Genomic DNA, 19,166 nt, shown 5'->3' with positions numbered 1-19,166 from the left:
TCAAATTAAATTCCAAATCCAAAAAATATCAAAAATAATAATTTATACCTATTTTAAATGTTTCGTTTTTGTAAAAATATTTTTGAAATTCAGCAAAAATCGCAGTGTTTTTATAAATCTTAAAATGAGTTTTGATACTTAAAATATCTTCTAATAAGCCGTGCTTATAAAAATTCTTATGATAACTTAAACTAAGCTTATTTGCTTTATAAGATAGGCTTGTAATTATTTGATTATTAAAGCTCAAACCATCTTTATAAGCTCTAAAACCACTTAAAAATGATAATAAAAAATACTCATTAACAAAACTAATCCCACCTAAAAGCTCCACATTTGCTAATTTATCATCTAATACATCATCATAAGCTAATTTAAACAAAAAACTTGGCTTATGATTTATATAATTAAAATCACTTAAACTTGCAAGTCTTAGCAAGATTAGCTCATCTAATTTAGACTTTTTATCATAATTAATAGTAGTGCTTAAAAATTCTATCCCGATACCTTTATCAAAACCCAAATCATCTTCATAAATATCGTGCAAGGCTGGTCTAATTGATAATAAAGCTTTCTTTTTTGTATCATAAGCAAATGATATTTTGCTAGGATAATTAGCCTTAATTATGCTTTCTTTTGGAGTTTTTAAAGGAAGCTTTGCTATTTTGCTTTGAGATAAATTACTAGATATTTTATGAGTTATTTTTTTGTATTCATCTACACTAAGCTCATTTTTACTAGCATAATACTGACTAAGCTCGTTTGCTAAGGCTAAAATAGAATAATCATAATTTGGCTCAATTTTACCTAAAGCTATATTTTTTGCTAGATTTATCTCATCAAAACTCAAATCTTTTGCTTGATTTAAAATGGTATTTAACTTTGATGCTCTATAGTGATAATCGCTAATTAGATTAATATCGTTGATTTTTTGTATAGTATTGCTTGGGATTACGCTATAAATAAATTTATTTCTTAATTTAATATCAGGATTTGCATTCTCAAGTAACCACAAAATATTATAAGAGCAATTTTTATCAAAAAACAAATAAACCGAACTACTATCCTTAATCTCCCATAAATGCAAAATCAGTCTATTTACTTCTTCTTCATTTAATTTTAAATCATACTCGTAAAGGTCTCTATTTTCGCTATCTTTGTATGTTTTTAACATATCATAATAAGGCTTTAAAGAATACTTGCCAATGTATCCGCCAAACAAACCTTTAAAGGCAAACATTAAGCCATTTTCATCTTTTTCATCAACATCGGCAGCATAATTAATAGCGTAAGATAAAAGCCTTGAATTGTAATTAGAATTAATTAGCAAAAATGTATGCCCAAACATTGACGCTGGGGAATTTAAATAAGCAGCTGGAAAAACTATGCTAATTGATTTAGGACTAATATATTCTAAGAAATTATTCAAATCAGAACAATTTAAATCCTGATTTTTAGTAAGTTTTAGAGATTTTTCTATGTATTTTGCCCTTAAAGGAAACTTGCAAATAAAGTGCAAATTATCATTATCATTGCTAAAAGCTATAGCAGAATCTTTTTGATTTAACTCTTCTTTTTTGCCTAAATATATTTCTTTTTTTAGAAAATACATATATAAATTAAGCTCAAATTCTGATTTTAAATTCCTTTGATTTGAATAAAAAAATTCTTTATTAATTATCTCGCTTTTATTATTTGTAAAGTGAAGGAGATTTTTCCATTCTATTGTGTTAAAAACTTGTTTTTGATTAGCTTGTTGAATAATTTCTAAAAACTCATCTTTAGAAATACTTAATTTAGAAAAATCAAGATTTAATAATTCATTATCTTGTGCCTTTGCAAAAATACAAAAGCACAATAAAAATAAAAACTTTTTCAATTATAAAGCAGAAGCTCTATCTAAAACTTGAGCACCTACAACATCGCTTGAATTGTAAATAGCTAAGTAATTTGCTCTTAAATTAGCTTTAAATAAATCAGCGTCTTTTACTTCTAAAAGTTCAGCTAAAGTATCTAAATGCTCGCCCATTCCTAAAGCAGCTTCATTTGATAAGGCGTCAAGATTTGCATTTACGAAATTAATTGCTTTTTCATTATGAACTAATCTTGTTTCTTGGCAATTTAGTGTTCCTGTAGTAATACCAAAAGTTTGATTACCTGAAGTTCCGTTTGTAGTAGCTTGTAAAGCATACATAATTGCTGAATCAGGGTTTTTAATAATTATAGTTCCAAGTCCGCAACCTGTTTGAGTATTTGCACCTGCAAATAAAGAAGTGCTAATCGCACCAACAACTACCAATGAAGAAAGTAATTTTCTCATTATAACTCCTTTTAAAGTATTAAAAAAACAAATTATAAAACTATATATTAACAATGAGTATGAATGGTGCGCCCGAAGGAATTCGAATCCCTGACCTTTTGAACCGCAATCAAATGCTCTATCCAGCTGAGCTACGAGCGCATAAAATAAGTTTTTGAAATAAAGTGGCGGACAGAGAGGGATTTGAACCCTCGAGCCCCGATTAAGAGCTGCACCCTTAGCAGGGGTGTGGTTTCAGCCACTCACCCATCTGTCCAATAAGTAAAACGCATATTATATATTTTAAAAATTAGATTTAGCTTAAATTATTCCAAAAGTTGTAATTTTTCATCACATAAATTTTTCCAATCACCACTTTTGCATTCTTTTAAAGTTTCTTTTGCTTTTTCAAATTCTTTATTTTTAATTAGCATACTAGCTTCTAAATATTTTGCATTGCTGTATTCTTCTTCGCTTAATTTTAATTTATATAAATCTATAAATATTTCTTTAGCTTCTTTTATATTATTTTTATTAATTAAAGCATTTAAAGTAATTAACTCTATCTTAGGACTATATAAATTAATACCTAAATAATTTTGTATATTAATTGCTTTTTTACCATAAGTAATAGCTGAAATATCAAGATTATTGTTTTTAAAGTAATTTAAAAATTCATCATAAACCTCAACTAATCTTAATCCATTGCCGTATTTTTCAAGCTGTTTTAATGAAAAAATAGCATCATTGTATTTGTTTTGCTTAATTAATGATAATGATAAATAATAATATATCTCAAAATATTCTGGTTTTTTAATATTAAATCGTTTATTTAAAATAGATTTGATTATATTTTCCACATCTTTATACTGCTTATTTAAATATAAAAGTTTTGCTTGTTTGATTTTATAAAACACCAAATCTTCATTTTCAAACTTAATTGCAAAATCTAAAGCTAATTTATTTTCTTTTTTTCTCTCTAGGCACTCTAAATATTTCATTTTATTAATGACTTTTTCATCACTTATAAAATTATTATTTTTTATGTATCCTAAAACTTCATCGCAATCATCATCATCTAATGCAATATTTAATAAATTAATCAAGCTACTATCATATAAAGAAATTAGCTCTTCATTTTCACTATCTTTTATTTTCTTTTCTAGTTTTAAAATCTTTTCATAATCTTTTTCTTTATACAATAATTTAACTTCTTCATAAAGAGCTCTTTTTGATATGTTATTATCATATTTAGCCATTAAAAAATTATAATATTCGTGCAATTTAAAGCTATCTTGTTCATCTTTTTCAAAATATAAACTATCAATAGTTTCATCAATAATATTCATATATTCGCCATTAGGAAATAGCTTTTTATATTCATTTAAATATTCATCAGCCTTTTTATAATCATTATTTTTAGCTAAAGAAACCCCTAAATTTTTTAATACCCTTTCATAATAAGGGTCTAATTTATTTGAATTTTTAAATAAAAACTCATAAATAGGAGCACTAATATCATACATTTTTTCCTTGAAAAAATCATCAGCTAAACCCAATGTTTTATCCTTATCTTCTAATAAATATTGCTCATTTGCATTAAAGACTTTTAATACAAATTCCTTAGCTTCCTTTGCTTTATTATGACTAATATTGATTTTTGCTAAAGATATTGCAGCTTTACTAGCCAAAATCGCATCATCTGAACTAAATAAAATATTATTATAAATAATAGTAGCAGCATCTCTTTTGCCATGAGATAGTAAAAAATCAGCATAGTTTAAACTTGCCAATTTTGTGTAATAAGAATTTGGGTGCTCGTTATTTAAAATATCTATAAAATATTCAGCATCACTTCTTTGTTCTAATTTTAAATAAGTTTTTACCATCATTTGCAATATTTCAGTGTAATTCTCATCACTTGGAAAAACCCTTACATAATCTTTTGCACTTGAAATAATTTCTTCACTTAAAGTGGTATTTTCATTTAGCAAATTAAACATAGCTCTAATTCTATACAAATAAAACTCGCTTATAAAAATACTATTTTTATATTTTTCTAAAGACATATTGCATAAATCTAATAGCTCTTTATATTGCTTATTATCGTAATATTTTTTAATACTCAAATAAGAATTAATATCACTATTATCGCTAATATTTACAGGATTTTGGTCTAAATCAAGTCCTTCTATAAAAGGAGTTTGTAAATCAGGAAAAATCACATCAAAATCAAGTCCATTAGGACTTAACACTCCTTGAGTATATGGAAAAAATATAAAAGTAAAATTTTTAGAAACTTTTTTGCTAGATGCAAAAACCACATTAGTATCATATAATTTTTGCTCGCTATCAACAATACTAACATTTGTTTTAGGGTAAATATATATATCTAAAGTATCTTTTGAATTTTTAAATTCTAATTTGAATAAGGTTAAATCTTGATTTGATAATAACCTTGATTTACCCTTCACACTACATTTAAAATAAGGTTTTAAATTCTCATCTTGTAATTTATCACAAGTTATATCAGTATTGTTTTTAATATGTAAAACTGATATATTTTTATTTATTTCCTTGCCAGAGTTTATATATAGTTCAAAAGAATATAAATAAACGCAAAAGCAAAGAAATAATATTTTTTTCATTATTTAATATAATCTAATCCAACGCTTGCAACAAAAGAAGCAATAACTGCTAAAATTAAAACTATTTTTTGAGCGTTATTAAAATATAAAAATCCTATTTCTTTATCTGCAAAAATTGCTTTTATAAATCTTAAATAAGCAAATAGCATAATAATTGAGCTAAGTGCCATACAAATTGCTGCATAAATATTAACATTTAAAGCTATATTAATTACACCAACCTTAGCAAAAAATACACCAAATGGTGGCAATGCTGCAAGATTTAACAATAATACAACAATACAAATTCCTAATAAAGGATATTTCTTAAACACCCCTTTTAAATTCTCATAATTTGTGTCTTTAAACGCACCTAAAAACATAAATAATGCGATATTTACAAATGCAAATGTTAAAAAATAATATAAAAACATTTGGCTTGATAAATGAAAAAATGCAAGGGTTGAATAAGCAAACGATGAATGTGAAACAGAGCTATATACTAACATTGATTTTGCATTATCTTGCTTTAATGACATAACACTAGCAAAAAGCATAGAAGCACAAGCAATAATTAAAATAATCTCACTTACATTGAAGAAATTTTCAAATGAAATCATAAATCTATATGCAAATACCATCATAGCTATTTTTGGAACTATTGAAATAAATCCAGCTAAACTTGAATCAGCCTTTAAATACACATCTTTAAGCCACATATGAAGCGGTGCTACTGATAATTTAAATAATATTGTAATTCCTATCATAACAAAGGCTAAAATACTAGCCGTGCTAATTGTAGCTAATGAGTTTAGTTCTAAACTTGCACTATCAAAATAATACATTGCAGAACCCATAGCAAAAAATGCTGAACCTAACATTCCGTAATTAAAGTATTTAATAGCACCTTCAATTGCTTTTTTCTTAAACGCTATTAAGCTATAAAGTGCTAAAGAAGAGCCTTCAAGAGTTATAAAAGCTACTATTAAATTATTAGTGCTTACCATAAAATTTAAACAAGCTATCATCATTAAAAATAATGCAAAAAACTCACCTTCATCAGCTCTTTTATTAGCAAGTAGAAAATAAATAGCTGATAGATTGATTAATATACTTGAATATTTTGCTAAATTATCAAATATAAATAAATCAAAAAAACTCTCATCATAAGGGCAATTAAATTGGCAAATAATAGCAATTATTAAAGCCACAATACTAAGCCCTTTTAAAGCTCTTAAATCAAATTTATAAAATAAATTAGCAACCAATATAAAACAAGCAAAAACTATCAAAGCAAGTTCAGGTAAAATAAGTAATACATTTAAATCAAGTTGCATTCTATCTCCTTATACCGCAAAGTTGATATAATCTAAAATTATATTAGGATTTACTCCAAATACAATTATAATCAAAGCTATGAAAGATAAAATTATTATCTTAGATAAACTAACCTTTATGTCTTTAGCTTCATTTTCTTTACTTAAAAAGCTATTTCTAAACATATTTAACATATAAACAGCTCCAAGTATCACAACTAAAGTAGCAAAAACTCCAGCCATCTTACTAGCTGCAAATACTCCATAAAGAACCAAAAACTCACCTGCAAAGCTTATAGTAAGTGGTAAAGAAATTGATGAAAATAATAAAACTCCAAAAATAAATGTCAAATAAGGCATATGTTTAGCTAAGCCCTTTAACTCACTTAGATTATAAGTTTTGTAATTATCTTTTAAAATTTCAGCGTAAAAAAACATTGCCCCACTTACAATAGCATGAGCCACCATATAAACAACAGCTCCACTTAAAGCAATTGGATGCATAGAAAAAATACCTAAACAAATAATTCCTAAGTGTGATATTGAACTCATTGCACTTAATTCTTTATAATTTTTCGCATTGCTTGCTAGAAGTGCTGCATAAATTGCTGAAATTATACATAATGTATAAATTATCCCACTAAATTCATTAATGCTAACAGCAAATAAAGGAAGGCAAAACTTAATCATTCCAAAAGGCGCCATTTTAAAACTTGCAAGCATTACAGAAACAAAATTAGGTGCTTTTGAATAAGTTTTAATAGCCCAACTATGAAATGGAAAAATAGGAGCTTTTATAGCAAATGCTAAGAAAAATCCTATAAATAATAAAGTATTTTCAATAGGACTTAAATTTGTAGTTGAGAAATAACTAATATCAAAATTTAAAATCGCATCATTAACTCTTGCATTATAAGCTAGATAAATCATAGCAAGTAGCATAAAAATTGAGCCTAAAAATGCAAATACAAAAAATGACCTAGCTAGTTTTGCTTCATTGTTTTTAACCATTAAATATAAAAGTGGAAATAATGAAACTTCCCAAAAAATATAAAATAATAAAGCATCATTTGCTAAAAATAAACCATTCATACAAGCACTTAAAATCATAGCACTTATTAAAAAGTCTTTTGTTTGTTTAGAAAAAAAGCACATTGACAAAAATAGCATTAAATTTGCCACAAAAGCTAAAGTAAATGCTATCTCATCAGCTTTTAAATTAATCCCAAAATTAAAAGCTTTTATTAAAGTATAGTTAAATGTATGAATTTCATCAATTATTACATAATAATTAAGGCATAAAATTATAAAAGAAAATAAAATTCCGCTAATTTTAGAAGCCTTATCATTTATAAAATATGCACTAACCCCAAAAATTAAAGGTAAAAATATCAATAAACTAAGCATATATCACCACCATTGTTAAAAGTAAAAACACACAAAATGCACAAATAAACACAATGTGAAGAGTTAAGTTATTGTTTTTGTTCTCACAAGAAACAAGACTTAAAAGCTTTTTAGGACATTCAAAAATAAATGAATATAGACCTTCTTCAAATCCTGTTAATACTTTAGCTAAACATTTATAAGGTTGTATGAAAATAATCTCATATAATTTAGGTATATAATATTCATTTTCTAAAAGCTTTTTATATTTACAATTGCAAGTTTCTTTTGCACCATTTTTATAAACTACTATAGCTAAAACTATTCCTACTATAGCAACCACTAAAGAAATAGCAATTAATACATAATTATGGTGTAATTCTTGCATAGGAATTCTAATAAAATCAAAGAATTTACTATCCCAAAAACCTGCAATAATTGCTAATATTGCTAAAGGTAGCATTGCAATTAATGCTATAGGTTTTGCTTCGTGTGGATGGATTGTGTGATTTTTTGGAGCAAAAAATACCATCATTAATAGTCTAAAACTATAAAACGCTGTTAAAAATGCTGTAAATAATAAAACAGAATATAAGCCAAAATGCTCTGTTACAAATGCAAAATCTAAAATCTTATCTTTTGAGAAAAATCCTGCGAATGGATAAATACCACTTAAAGCTAAACTTGCAATTATCATTAAAACTGCTGTAACTTTCATAGGTTTATATAATTTACCCATTTTGTAAATGTTTAATTCATCGTGCATTGCGTGCATAATATTTCCAGCACCTAAGAATAATAATGCTTTAAAAAATGCGTGAGTTACTAAATGAAATAATGCTATTTTATAAGCTCCTAAACCACAAGCTACGAACATATATCCAAGTTGAGAAAGTGTAGAAAATGCCACAATTCTTTTTAAATCTTTTGCAGCAATTGCCATTGAAGCAGCAAATAAAGCTACAAAAGCACCTAAACAAGCTATAAAATAACTTACATTTGGAACTTGCGAAAATAAATCGTGAGAGCGAATTACCAAATAAACACCAGCAGTTACCATCGTAGCAGCGTGGATTAATGCTGAAACTGGTGTTGGACCTGCCATCGCATTTGCTAGCCAAGTATGGAATGGAAATTGAGCTGATTTACCCATAGCACCAACAAATAATAAAGCAGCAATTAAAGTTAATAAATTAGGATTTAACATTTCGTGAAAGCTTAATATAGCAAATACTTCTTTATAACTTAAAGTTCCGAAATTAAAATATATTAAAAATATTCCTAAAAGCATTGCAAAATCGCTTATTCTATTCATAATAAAGGCTTCATTTGCTGCTAATGAGAATTTTTCATTTTGATACCAAAAGCCGATTAATAACCAAGAGCATAGACCAACGCCTTCCCATCCAACAAATAATAATAAGAAATTATCGCTCATTACTAAAATTAGCATACAAAATACGAACAAGCCTAAAAATGCAAAGAATTTATTAAAACCTTCATCGTGCTCCATATAATAAATACTATAAAAATGCACACAAGTAGCAACTAATGTTACAACGCACATCATAGTAAGGCTAACAGAATCTATTAAAAAGCCGAAATTAACATTTAAAATTCCTATCCAATGACCCAAACTAATATACAAATTCTTATCTGCTAAATAATATAAAGATATAAAAGCAAAAATACAAGCTAAAAGCATTAAATAAGAACAAAAATAACCTATTACTTTATTTTTTGGAGAAAAAGAATAAATTCCTGCAAAAATTGCACTTAATAATGGTAAAAATAAAACACATAATAAACTCATTTGCACTCTCCAAAATCTAGACTTTTATCGCGTCTATATTTAATCACACAAAAGCTAAGCCCAATAGCTACTTCGCAAGCTGCTATTGCCATAATAAAAATAGCAAAAACTTGCCCATCTAAAGCATTGTGCATTTTTGAAATTGCTACAAAAGCTAAATTTGCAGCATTTAACATAATTTCAGTAGATATAAAAAACATTATTAAATTCTGTCTTTTTAATACTCCTACTAAACCAATCAAAAACAATACAATTGATAATAATAAATAATTCATTGTTCTTCCTTTATCTTCTTTGCTACTAGCACAATAGCTGCTATTATTACCATTAGTAAAACCACTGCAACTATCTCAAAAGCTAAAAGGTATTTTGTAAATAAAATAATCCCTAAACTACGAGTATTTTCAAGCTCTTCGCTAACCAATAAACTTGATTGAGATAAATTTAACTTAAATCCTAAAGTCATAATTATCATAAGAACACTCGCTAAAATACTTAAACTAAAAAAAGTTTTTTTATGTTTTAGCTTTTCTTTTAATTCTTTGCTTAAATCAAAAAACATCATAGCAAAACTATAAAGCCCTAAAACAGCCCCACTATATACTATAATTTGAGCAGCACCCAAAAACTCTGCTCCTAATAAAAAATAATGAGCGCTTAAAAATACCATTCCGCAAGCAAGAGAGCTAAGAGAATATAAAATATTTTTAGAACTTACCGCAATTATAAAAAATCCCGCAACTAAAGCAGCGAAAATATAAAATATAATTAACTCAAACATCTTTTGCCTCTTTATTCGTTTTATCTTCTTTTGTATCGCTAGAATTTGAAATTGAAGCTTCACTTTCTCTTGCTTTCATTACATCATAATAATTTGGCGTAACTTTTACAAAATCATCAGCATCAGCTCTTAAACTTCCAGCACCTTCAAATTCAACTTGATTAATTAGATTATCAATTGGAGTTAATATATCTTTTTTATGTGCAAAATATGACCTTTGCTCTGCTGCATTTTCATATTCAACACCATGCACGATAGCAAGTTCAGGACAAACCTCAGCACAAAATCCACAATAAATACAACGACCAAGATTAATAGAATAATTACTTACTAATTTTCTACCATCATCGCCTAATTTTGTCTCCATTCTAATACAATTTGAAATACAAATTTTTTCACACAACCCACAACCAATACAGCGTTCATTTTCGCTTTCAATAAATCTTTGCAATCTATGCACAGCACGATAACGATTATCTAATTTGATTTTTTCCATTGGATATTTAATAGTTGCTGAATTACCCCTTTTTAAGGTTTCATTAATTATAAATGCTAAACCGCTGATTAAATCAGTATTTAAACATCTTTTAACACTTCTTATAAATTTTTCATAAGGAGTAAGAATTAATTTTCTTTTTTCATCTACTACATAATATTTTTTCATATATTCTCCTTATAAAGCCAATAACGCAGTTATGATTAAATTCGCACCCGCAACAGGTAATAATATCAAATAGCTCATTCTCATAACTTGATCAGCCCTTAAATGTGGGAAAGTCCCCCTAGCCCAAAAATACCAAGAAAATACAAAGCATATTTTTAAAATCATAGCAATAGCGCCTGGTATGAAATAAAAATCGTTATATCCACCTAAAAATAATAAAGTAATCAAAATTGAGCCTAAAATCATACTAGCATATTCGCCTATAAAAAACATTCCCCAGCGAAGACCACTATATTCAGTGCCATAACCTGCAACCAATTCAGGGTCGTTTTCTGCTAGACATAAAGGAGTTCTGTTTGTTTCAATAAAAATTGCTATTGTAAATAAAACAAATGCAATTGGTTGTTTAAATACTAACCAAGATAAAATTCCACCTTCTTGATAAGCGTTAATATCAACTAAGCTCATAGAACCAGTTAATAAAACAACAGCTAATAAGCAAAGACCACTAACGCCTTCATAAGATATGATAGTAACAAGCCCCCTAGCACCACCTATTAAAGGATATTTACTAGAACTTGACATACCGCCTAAAAATATAGCATAAGCACAAAGCGATGAACATCCAGCAATGTATAAAACTGCTATATTTACATCAGCAATAATTGGTTTTATCGTATGCCCAAATAATGTAAATTCAGGAAAAATCGGCACAGCAGCAAAAGCCATAAAAGCACAAATTGCTGATACTAAAGGAGCTACTTTAAATACTTTACTATTTGTCATATATGGAATTAAATCTTCTTTTGTAAATAATTTAATCATATCAGGAACAATTTGTAAAACACCAGCAGGTCCTACCATATCAGGCCCAAGTCTTCTATGAACATAACCTAAAACCTTTCTTTCTAAATAAGTTGCAAATCCAGCTAATGAAGCAAAAATTGCAATTACTAAAAGACATTTAATCAGCGTAACGATTATAAAAAACATAGTCTCACTCATAGCTAATTTCCTTTATATTTAACGCATAGTAGCGTCTTGTTTTAAAGAATTTATAAGGATTAATCTTATCATCAAAAGTAGGTAAATAAGCACCATTTTCAATATTCTTATCTAAAACTACTTTTATAATAATTTCATCTTTATCATCATAAATCTTAACCATAGAATTTTCTTTTAAATTATGTTTAGCTAGATAATCTTTACTTGCGTAAAGTGAAGCACATTCGTTAAAAAAGCTTGATTTATTAGTATATTTTGATAGATTTCCAATTGGGTTTGCAAGTATTACAATATCATCTTTTTTACATTCGCAAGTTGATTTTATATTTTGTGGAATTTGATTATCTTGTTTTAAATTCTTTACAAACTCACAAGTATCAATTAAATACCCACGATGATTATTTCCTGCATTATCATAATGATTTGTCAAATCATCAAAAGCAATATTTAAAAAGCCTTTATCTTTAGGTAATTGCTCTGTATATTCAATCGTATAAAGTGCATCTAATCCAAGAGCATTTGCTAAATCATTTAAATAATATCCTTTAAATTTAAGTGCAGCATTCGTAGGAACAAGCCTTTTATCATAATTTACAAATGTTCCTTCTTGCTCAAGTAGATTTGAACTAGCAAGATTATTATGCTCATCATTTGAGAATGAGAAATCTCCACGCTCATTATATCCTAGCGTAAAACCATCACTAGCTTTACTTAATTTACACAATAAACTTACACCTAAAGTATTAGTGCGTGGTGGGATTAACATAACTTTAAAATCAGTTAATTTTTGGATATTTGCAAGTAAATACGCTAAATATTTTGCATTTTCATGGTAAAAATAATCATTTCCGATAATTAAAGTAAAATTAGCTTTTTTAAGTAATAAATCTTTTAATTTATCTTCATCAAATCCTAATTCTTTAGCTAGACTTGATTTTTTGATTGTTTCTTGCTTTTTCTCTTTAATCTCATTGCCTTCAGCATCTTTACTTTTAACTTCTACTTCAATTTGTTCTTCATAAAAAGCGTCTTTGATATATGCTAAATCCTGCGGCAAGTCTTTTGCAAAATATTGTAAAATAAATTCTAAAACTTGAGCTTCTTTACCATAATCACAATTTACACTTACGAAATTCTTAGCAATTTTTGAAAATTTTGTATCTTTAATAGGATGAAAATAAAGTCCAGCACCCTTATTCATAACAATTGCATTATTTACCTTATAAGATAAAGTAGGATTATCGTGTCTTAAAAAACTTCCTGCAATTACGATAAAATCAGATTTTTTAACATCATCACTACTTGCATTATAAAAACTACCTGAATGAGCGCAAAAAGTCTTTAAGAAATCTTGAAAACATAAAGCTTCATTATTTACTAAATTAAAGCCATATTTTTGTCTAAGTAATTCTAAAATATATGCTTCTTCATTTGTTATATAGCTATTAAATTTCACATTTTTAATTTTATTATCTTTAAACAACGATACTAAGCGATTAAACTCTACTTCATCTTTACCTTTACAATCACTTGCTATATCATAAGCAAATCTTGCAGCCTTATTTAAAGTAGTAAAATGAAAATCATTTGAAACTCTATAAACCATCTTAGTATTATCTTTAATACTTTTTTGTTTAACATCATAATACATAAGCTCACAATCACTACTATGTGGATTACTAGCAGGTATGCGAGTAAGTTCCCAAGCATTTGAGCGATATTGAAAATTCTTATTAATAATTGCACCGGTCGGACAAACACTAACACACTCAGCACATTCTTGACAATCTAAAGTTGTTCCATTTTGTGGAGCTATTAGTGATTTTTGAAATTTTGTCCAAACTGCATAAGCATCTTTACTCATAGTATCTTTAAAATCTTTATCAGGCGCATCTCCACCACGAGCTATAGTTTTTAACTCGCTATCTCCGATTTTGTCCTTACATACGGTAATACATCTTTCACAAACTATACAAAGACTTGGGTCATATTGTAAAGCACCCCAATCTTGATGTCTTCTATCTATTTCTTTTATCCAATGATTTTGAGTATCTACTTGTGCTTTATGCGTGAAATTCTGTAATTCACATTCTCCACTTTTATCACAAACTCCACATTGTAATGGGTGATTTATGCAATAAGTTTGCATAATAGCATTTCTTTCGTCCCATAATTCTTTAGTATTGCTTAATACCTGCATTCCATCTTTTACTTTAGTATTACAAGCGTATGAGCGTTTGCCATCAATTTCAACCATACACATTCTACAAGCTAAAGTTGGACTGCAATCATTTAAATAGCAAATTGCAGGTATGAAAATATCATTAGCACGAGCAACTTGTAAAACATAATCGCCATCATTAGCTAAGCATTCTTTACCATTAATGTTAATTTTCATTGCTTACTCCTTTAACCACACAAGGACTAAACGCATAAGCATTATCTTTTTTACTTAATGCAAATAATCCTTTTAAACTATTATCAATTTTTACTTTCTTTTTTAATGTTTTAGTTTTTGTTTTAATTTCTACTAAATCAAATTCTTTAATTTTTGCAAGATTTGCAAAAGCTGGACTTACTATAAAATCATCATTATCTAAACATTCATATAAAATAAGCCCATTATTATCATCTAATTCAACCAACTCAACATCTTTTAATTCATAATCAAACATAAGTTTTAAATCAAAATGTTTAGCCAATTTACTTGCAAAATAATATATACTTTTGTCTTTATGATAAAGCAAATTACTATCTAATAAAATTAAATCAGCACTCTTTAAAAATTCTAAAATCTCACTAGCTTCTTCTTCTCCAAAACAACTCTCAGCACTAAGTTCGCCTATATCAAATTCGCTTAAATTAAGCATAGTGCAAAACAATGCTAAAACATAGCTTTCGGTTCCTAGTTCGCATTTATAAAATTTTTGTTTTAATCTCTCATCGTAAAAACTACCGATATTTACTATTTCATCTTGGCTAAAATGACTTAAGACTTCTTTACTTGCATAATTTAAGAAGCTTAATATTTTCATTTTGCTTCCTTTTTAATAACTATAGTCCAATCACTTTGATTAAACTTAAGTGAGTTCATCATCTTACAATTATTATTAGCTACAAATTCATAAGATTTATCAATATTAGAAAAATCTCCGATTTCAAATAAAACAACCAAAACTTCATTAGCTTTAGCATTATCAATATGAGTTTTTAAATCAGCAAATAAATCTTTACTTTTTCTAAGGTCAATTCTTCTCATCTATCAATCTCCCCTAAAACAATATTTGTTGAACCCATAATAGCCACAACATCAGCCACATAAGTTCCAACCAAAAGCTCTTCATAAAACGAACAATGCCAAAAACTAGGAGTTCTAGCTTTAAGACGATAAGGTCTAGTTGAACCATCACTTTTAATAAAATATCCAAGTTCTCCTTTAGGACTTTCTGTTGGCACATATACATCTCCAACAGGTGGGCGAAGACCTTGAGTAACTAATACGAAATGCTGCATTAAAGAATAATTTTGAGTCATAATTTGTTCTTTACTTGCACTTACAAATTCTTTATTGTTGCAAATTAATTCAGGAGAACTCTCTCTATACATAGGCACTAATTGTCTAAGTATTTTTACACTCTCACGAAACTCTTGCATATAGCATTTATATCTTGCGTAAGTATCTCCTTGGTTTGCAACGGGAACACCAAATTGAACTTCATTATAAAGCAAATATGGCTCTTCTTTTCTAATATCCCATTCAATTCCACTTCCACGAAGCATTACGCCACTACAACCCCAGCTTAATGCTTGTTCTTTTGTAACAACCCCAACGCCTTCTGTTCTAAGACGCCAAATTCTATTATCATCAAGTAAGGTTTCATAATCTTTTACATCGTTTAAGAATTTATCACAAAATGCTAATAATTCTTGAGTGAAATTAGCTGGTAAATCAAGCATTGCACCACCTATTCTCATAGATGAATGCGTAAGTCTTGCACCACAATATTTTTCTATTAAATCCATAACATATTCACGCTCTCTAAAGCAATATAAAAATACAGTCATTGCTCCAATATCAAGTGCGTGAGTTGCAAGCCATAATAAATGACTAGCAAGTCTATTTAATTCTAATAACATCATTCTAATGATTTGAGCTCTTCTAGGAATTTCTAAACCACAAAGCTTCTCAACAGCTGCTACATAAGCATAGTTATTTGCACTTGCTGCTACATAATCCATTCTATCAGTAGTTGGAATAAATTCTTGATAAATCATATTTTCAGCCATTTTTTCCATACCACGATGCATATAACCAATCATTGGAGTGCATTTAACTACTTTTTCCCCATCAAGCTCTAACACTAATCTTAAGTTTCCGTGTGAGCTTGGGTGCTGAGGACCAAGATTTATAATCATTCTGCCATCTTCTTTACTAAAGGCTACATTTTCATAATAAGGTTTTAACTTTGATGGTATTTGCATTATCTTCTTCCTTCTATGAATTTTGAATCAGCACGCTTAACTTTCTTAACAAACATTACGCCTTCATCTTCTTGATATTCTTGTTTATAAGCAATACTAATAGGCTCAGCTCCTTTTGGAACTTCGTGATAAATTCTAGAAAAATTATTTGTATCATTACAATCAACTCTTCCTGAATCACGATTTTCAGGCCCTACAACTTCACGATATTCCTTACCAAAAATTCTATCTATTTCATACCATTTGGCAAATTCATCTCCTTCTAAAGGATAAGATTTTTTAAGCGGATAATCAAACCAATCATCAGGCATTAATAGTCTTTTTAAGTTAGGGTGATTAATAAAATTTACACCCAACATATCATAAGCTTCTCTTTCAGACCAATTTAAACCCTTAAATACACAAACTCCACTTTCAATAGTTTCATCTGCCTTACAGGTTGTAACTATTCTAAGCCTTTGTTTTTTATTCATATTTAATAAAAGATATTGAACTTCATAAGAATTATCTTTAGCTAAATAATCAGAACAAATCAATTCAGTAAAAGTTGTAAAACCTAAATCTTTAGCCTTTCTTAAAGCCTTTAAATTATCTTCTTTATTGATTATAAAAACTGCAATATCAAGCTCAATAAAAGAATTTAAAACAGAAAAATTATTATTAAACTCATCAAATAAATATTCAAATTCACTACCTTTTATATCAATTTTAGTAGTTTGTGGTGCGTGATAAAATCTATCTTTGTAGTAGTCTTGCTTTTGCGCATTAATCTTGTCTTTATATTCTCTCATTACACCAACCTTTTTGCTGCTATTTTTTTAGATATTTTTTCTTTTCTAATTTTCTTTTGAAGTATCATTAAAGCAAACTGAAAACTTTCAGGGCGTGGAGCGCAACCAGGAACATAAATATCAACAGGAACTATCCTATCAACACCTTGAACTGTTGAATAAGTATTAAACATACCACCAGTGTTTGCACAACTACCAACAGATATAACCCACTTTGGATCAGGCATCATATCGTATAATCTTCTTGTAAATTCTGCATGTTTTTTACTAAGAGTTCCAGCTACAAGCATTACATCGCTATGTCTTGGACTTGCTCTAAAAATAGTTCCAAATCTATCAAAATCATACCTTGAACCACCACCAGCCATCATCTCAATAGCACAACAAGCAAGACCATAAGAAAATGCCCATAAAGAGTTACTTTGACCCCAACCAACTAACTTATCTACCGAAGTTAAAGCTATTGGCATTCCATTTGTGTTTAATTGATGCTCTGCCATTGTAACGCTCCTTTTTTATACGCATAGATAAAACCAACTAAAAGTAAAACAAAAAAACAAACCATTTCAATCAATGCAAAAAGTCCTAATTGCTTATACATTAAAGCCCAAGGATACATAAAAACAACTTCTATATCAAACAAGATAAAAATTAAAGCAAAAATAAAAAATTGTGAATTTATTTTAACTGCTTGTTTTTGCGGTAAAGGTCCGCACTCATAAGGTCCTAAGCCTAATTTTTTTCTATTTTTTCTAGCTAAAGAATTTCCTATTGTTTTTGCTAAAAAAACTAGTCCAAAAAATAAGCCTGTAGCAATAACTAACATTGCTAAAATGCCGAAATACTGAATATCCACATCTGAACTAGACATTTTAATTCCTTTCAAAATTTTTTTGGATTTACTAAAAAATAATTCGTAAATGATAGTGAAAAAAACTTAATTATTTCTTGTTCTCAATTAAGGTTAAAAGTATTAAAACTTTTTTAAGAAAAATATTATATAATCACGACTTTTTAATAAATTTTTTGAAAGGATGAAACGTGCCTACCATAAATCAATTGGTTAGAAAAGAACGCAAAAAAGTGATTGTTAAATCAAAATCACCAGCGTTAAAAGATTGCCCACAAAGACGTGGCGTTTGTACAAGAGTTTATACTACAACTCCTAAAAAACCTAACTCAGCGTTAAGAAAAGTTGCAAAAGTTAGATTAACAACAGGATTTGAAGTTATTAGTTATATTGGTGGTGAAGGACACAACCTACAAGAACACAGCATCGTTTTAGTGCGTGGCGGAAGGGTTAAAGACTTACCAGGTGTTAAGTATCACATCGTTCGTGGTGCTTTAGATACTGCAGGTGTTGCAAAGAGAACAGTTTCAAGATCAAAATATGGAACAAAAAGACCAAAGCCAGGTCAAGCAGCAGCTCCTACAAAAGGCAAAAAATAAAAACGAGTTTCACAGATTTGCAGCTTAGATATGCGGCATAATTTGAGTAAATTATAATTTAAAGTTGAAGAGGAAAAAATGAGAAGAAGAAGAGCACAAGTTAGAGAAGTTCTAGCTGATCCTATTTATGGTAGTAAAGTAATTACAAAATTTATTAATTCATTAATGTATGATGGTAAAAAATCTGTTGCTACTGAAATTTTATATGGTGCGATTGATTTAATATCGTCTAAAAATAGCGAAGTTAAAGGTATAGATGTATTTAATGATGCTATTGAAAATGTAAAACCTGTTTTAGAAATTAAAGCACGCCGTGTTGGTGGTGCAACTTATCAAGTTCCTGTTGAAGTTCGCCCTGTTCGCCAACAAGCACTAGCAATTCGCTGGATTATTCTAAACGCTAGAAAAAGAAGCGAAAGAACAATGATTGAAAAATTAGCAGGTGAGTTAATGGATGCAGCAAATAGCAAAGGTGCAGCATTCAAGAAAAAAGAAGATACTTACAAAATGGCAGAAGCGAACAAAGCATTTGCACATTATAGATGGTAAAAAGGAG

The 19,166-nt window shown here is 28.3% G+C and carries 19 protein-coding genes and 2 tRNA genes; 2 read left to right on the top strand and 19 right to left on the bottom strand.

Annotated elements, in window-relative coordinates; genetic code table 11:
* Positions 1-28: 28 nt before the first annotated feature.
* The 19 genes from AVBRAN12654_RS04015 to AVBRAN12654_RS03925 form a co-directional block, all read right to left on the bottom strand.
* Positions 29-1,876 (bottom strand): Lnb N-terminal periplasmic domain-containing protein, encoded by a 1,848-nt coding sequence (locus AVBRAN12654_RS04015; RefSeq protein ID WP_336613987.1) that lies wholly within the window; start codon positions 1,874-1,876, stop codon positions 29-31.
* A complete protein-coding gene (locus tag AVBRAN12654_RS04010) occupies positions 1,877-2,317 on the bottom strand; it encodes a DUF3015 family protein (RefSeq protein WP_214117471.1) in 441 nt (146 codons plus the stop codon).
* Between the two features lie 64 nt (positions 2,318-2,381).
* Positions 2,382-2,458, bottom strand: a tRNA-Arg gene (locus AVBRAN12654_RS04005).
* Positions 2,459-2,482: 24 nt separating this feature from the next.
* Positions 2,483-2,573: transfer RNA gene (locus AVBRAN12654_RS04000), tRNA-Ser, on the bottom strand.
* 49 nt (positions 2,574-2,622) lie between these two features.
* Positions 2,623-4,944: a tetratricopeptide repeat protein gene (locus AVBRAN12654_RS03995; protein WP_336608514.1), complete on the bottom strand. Its 2,322-nt coding sequence runs from the start codon at positions 4,942-4,944 to the stop codon at positions 2,623-2,625.
* The gene (locus tag AVBRAN12654_RS03990) at positions 4,944-6,260 is read right to left on the bottom strand and encodes an NADH-quinone oxidoreductase subunit N (RefSeq protein WP_214117473.1); all 1,317 of its coding nucleotides are present in this window, start codon (positions 6,258-6,260) and stop codon (positions 4,944-4,946) included. The genes AVBRAN12654_RS03995 and AVBRAN12654_RS03990 overlap by 1 nt, the downstream gene beginning before the upstream one ends.
* 9 nt (positions 6,261-6,269) lie before the next feature.
* Complete coding sequence (locus tag AVBRAN12654_RS03985) at positions 6,270-7,646, bottom strand: complex I subunit 4 family protein (RefSeq protein ID WP_214117474.1); 1,377 nt, start codon at positions 7,644-7,646, stop codon at positions 6,270-6,272.
* The gene (nuoL, locus tag AVBRAN12654_RS03980) at positions 7,639-9,444 is read right to left on the bottom strand and encodes an NADH-quinone oxidoreductase subunit L (RefSeq protein WP_442862314.1); all 1,806 of its coding nucleotides are present in this window, start codon (positions 9,442-9,444) and stop codon (positions 7,639-7,641) included. The genes AVBRAN12654_RS03985 and nuoL overlap by 8 nt, the downstream gene beginning before the upstream one ends.
* On the bottom strand, positions 9,435-9,713 hold the full coding sequence (gene nuoK / locus AVBRAN12654_RS03975) for an NADH-quinone oxidoreductase subunit NuoK (RefSeq protein ID WP_214117476.1): 279 nt from the start codon (positions 9,711-9,713) through the stop codon (positions 9,435-9,437). Before nuoK ends, nuoL begins: the two co-directional genes overlap by 10 nt.
* A complete protein-coding gene (locus AVBRAN12654_RS03970) occupies positions 9,710-10,219 on the bottom strand; it encodes an NADH-quinone oxidoreductase subunit J (RefSeq protein WP_214117477.1) in 510 nt (169 codons plus the stop codon). Before AVBRAN12654_RS03970 ends, nuoK begins: the two co-directional genes overlap by 4 nt.
* Positions 10,212-10,883 carry an NADH-quinone oxidoreductase subunit NuoI gene (gene nuoI, locus AVBRAN12654_RS03965; RefSeq protein WP_214117478.1) on the bottom strand — a complete coding sequence of 224 codons (672 nt, stop codon included), beginning with the start codon at positions 10,881-10,883 and terminating at the stop codon, positions 10,212-10,214. Before nuoI ends, AVBRAN12654_RS03970 begins: the two co-directional genes overlap by 8 nt.
* A 9-nt stretch (positions 10,884-10,892) precedes the next feature.
* Positions 10,893-11,888 (bottom strand): NADH-quinone oxidoreductase subunit NuoH, encoded by a 996-nt coding sequence (nuoH, locus tag AVBRAN12654_RS03960; RefSeq protein ID WP_214117479.1) that lies wholly within the window; start codon positions 11,886-11,888, stop codon positions 10,893-10,895.
* On the bottom strand, positions 11,881-14,286 hold the full coding sequence (locus tag AVBRAN12654_RS03955; protein WP_214117480.1) for an NADH-quinone oxidoreductase subunit G: 2,406 nt from the start codon (positions 14,284-14,286) through the stop codon (positions 11,881-11,883). Before AVBRAN12654_RS03955 ends, nuoH begins: the two co-directional genes overlap by 8 nt.
* Positions 14,276-14,923: a hypothetical protein gene (locus tag AVBRAN12654_RS03950; protein WP_214149678.1), complete on the bottom strand. Its 648-nt coding sequence runs from the start codon at positions 14,921-14,923 to the stop codon at positions 14,276-14,278. Before AVBRAN12654_RS03950 ends, AVBRAN12654_RS03955 begins: the two co-directional genes overlap by 11 nt.
* A complete protein-coding gene (locus tag AVBRAN12654_RS03945) occupies positions 14,920-15,147 on the bottom strand; it encodes an NADH-ubiquinone oxidoreductase subunit E family protein (RefSeq protein WP_214117482.1) in 228 nt (75 codons plus the stop codon). The genes AVBRAN12654_RS03950 and AVBRAN12654_RS03945 overlap by 4 nt, the downstream gene beginning before the upstream one ends.
* Positions 15,144-16,370, bottom strand: a complete 1,227-nt coding sequence (nuoD, locus tag AVBRAN12654_RS03940) for an NADH dehydrogenase (quinone) subunit D (RefSeq protein WP_214149680.1) — start codon at positions 16,368-16,370, stop codon at positions 15,144-15,146. Before nuoD ends, AVBRAN12654_RS03945 begins: the two co-directional genes overlap by 4 nt.
* Positions 16,370-17,161: an NADH-quinone oxidoreductase subunit C gene (locus AVBRAN12654_RS03935; RefSeq protein WP_214119743.1), complete on the bottom strand. Its 792-nt coding sequence runs from the start codon at positions 17,159-17,161 to the stop codon at positions 16,370-16,372. Before AVBRAN12654_RS03935 ends, nuoD begins: the two co-directional genes overlap by 1 nt.
* Positions 17,161-17,661, bottom strand: a complete 501-nt coding sequence (locus AVBRAN12654_RS03930) for a NuoB/complex I 20 kDa subunit family protein (RefSeq protein ID WP_214117485.1) — start codon at positions 17,659-17,661, stop codon at positions 17,161-17,163. The genes AVBRAN12654_RS03935 and AVBRAN12654_RS03930 overlap by 1 nt, the downstream gene beginning before the upstream one ends.
* Positions 17,643-18,032, bottom strand: coding sequence for an NAD(P)H-quinone oxidoreductase subunit 3 (locus AVBRAN12654_RS03925; protein ID WP_214117486.1), 390 nt, complete (start codon positions 18,030-18,032; stop codon positions 17,643-17,645). The genes AVBRAN12654_RS03930 and AVBRAN12654_RS03925 overlap by 19 nt, the downstream gene beginning before the upstream one ends.
* A gap of 170 nt (positions 18,033-18,202) precedes the next feature.
* Between AVBRAN12654_RS03925 and rpsL the strand changes: the two genes are divergently transcribed.
* Positions 18,203-18,610 carry a 30S ribosomal protein S12 gene (gene rpsL / locus AVBRAN12654_RS03920; protein ID WP_214117487.1) on the top strand — a complete coding sequence of 136 codons (408 nt, stop codon included), beginning with the start codon at positions 18,203-18,205 and terminating at the stop codon, positions 18,608-18,610.
* Positions 18,611-18,688: 78 nt separating this feature from the next.
* Positions 18,689-19,159 (top strand): 30S ribosomal protein S7, encoded by a 471-nt coding sequence (gene rpsG, locus AVBRAN12654_RS03915; RefSeq protein WP_214119742.1) that lies wholly within the window; start codon positions 18,689-18,691, stop codon positions 19,157-19,159.
* Positions 19,160-19,166 lie beyond the last annotated feature (7 nt).

Source organism: Campylobacter sp. RM12654 (assembly GCF_020137585.1).
Lineage (GTDB): Bacteria > Campylobacterota > Campylobacteria > Campylobacterales > Campylobacteraceae > Campylobacter_E.
This window is presented reverse-complemented; position numbering and strand designations above follow the sequence as displayed.

Coding starts and splice junctions, on each gene's coding strand:
- AVBRAN12654_RS03930 (WP_214117485.1), bottom strand. CDS start 17,661: ATGGCAGAGCATCAATTAAACACAAATGGAATGCCAATAGCTTTAACT.
- AVBRAN12654_RS03995 (WP_336608514.1), bottom strand. CDS start 4,944: ATGAAAAAAATATTATTTCTTTGCTTTTGCGTTTATTTATATTCTTTT.
- AVBRAN12654_RS03970 (WP_214117477.1), bottom strand. CDS start 10,219: ATGTTTGAGTTAATTATATTTTATATTTTCGCTGCTTTAGTTGCGGGA.
- nuoK (WP_214117476.1), bottom strand. CDS start 9,713: ATGAATTATTTATTATTATCAATTGTATTGTTTTTGATTGGTTTAGTA.
- AVBRAN12654_RS03935 (WP_214119743.1), bottom strand. CDS start 17,161: ATGAGAGAATATAAAGACAAGATTAATGCGCAAAAGCAAGACTACTAC.
- nuoH (WP_214117479.1), bottom strand. CDS start 11,888: ATGAGTGAGACTATGTTTTTTATAATCGTTACGCTGATTAAATGTCTT.
- AVBRAN12654_RS04010 (WP_214117471.1), bottom strand. CDS start 2,317: ATGAGAAAATTACTTTCTTCATTGGTAGTTGTTGGTGCGATTAGCACT.
- AVBRAN12654_RS03945 (WP_214117482.1), bottom strand. CDS start 15,147: ATGAGAAGAATTGACCTTAGAAAAAGTAAAGATTTATTTGCTGATTTA.
- nuoD (WP_214149680.1), bottom strand. CDS start 16,370: ATGCAAATACCATCAAAGTTAAAACCTTATTATGAAAATGTAGCCTTT.
- AVBRAN12654_RS03950 (WP_214149678.1), bottom strand. CDS start 14,923: ATGAAAATATTAAGCTTCTTAAATTATGCAAGTAAAGAAGTCTTAAGT.
- AVBRAN12654_RS03955 (WP_214117480.1), bottom strand. CDS start 14,286: ATGAAAATTAACATTAATGGTAAAGAATGCTTAGCTAATGATGGCGAT.
- AVBRAN12654_RS03925 (WP_214117486.1), bottom strand. CDS start 18,032: ATGTCTAGTTCAGATGTGGATATTCAGTATTTCGGCATTTTAGCAATG.
- AVBRAN12654_RS03985 (WP_214117474.1), bottom strand. CDS start 7,646: ATGCTTAGTTTATTGATATTTTTACCTTTAATTTTTGGGGTTAGTGCA.
- nuoI (WP_214117478.1), bottom strand. CDS start 10,883: ATGAAAAAATATTATGTAGTAGATGAAAAAAGAAAATTAATTCTTACT.
- rpsG (WP_214119742.1), top strand. CDS start 18,689: ATGAGAAGAAGAAGAGCACAAGTTAGAGAAGTTCTAGCTGATCCTATT.
- AVBRAN12654_RS03990 (WP_214117473.1), bottom strand. CDS start 6,260: ATGCAACTTGATTTAAATGTATTACTTATTTTACCTGAACTTGCTTTG.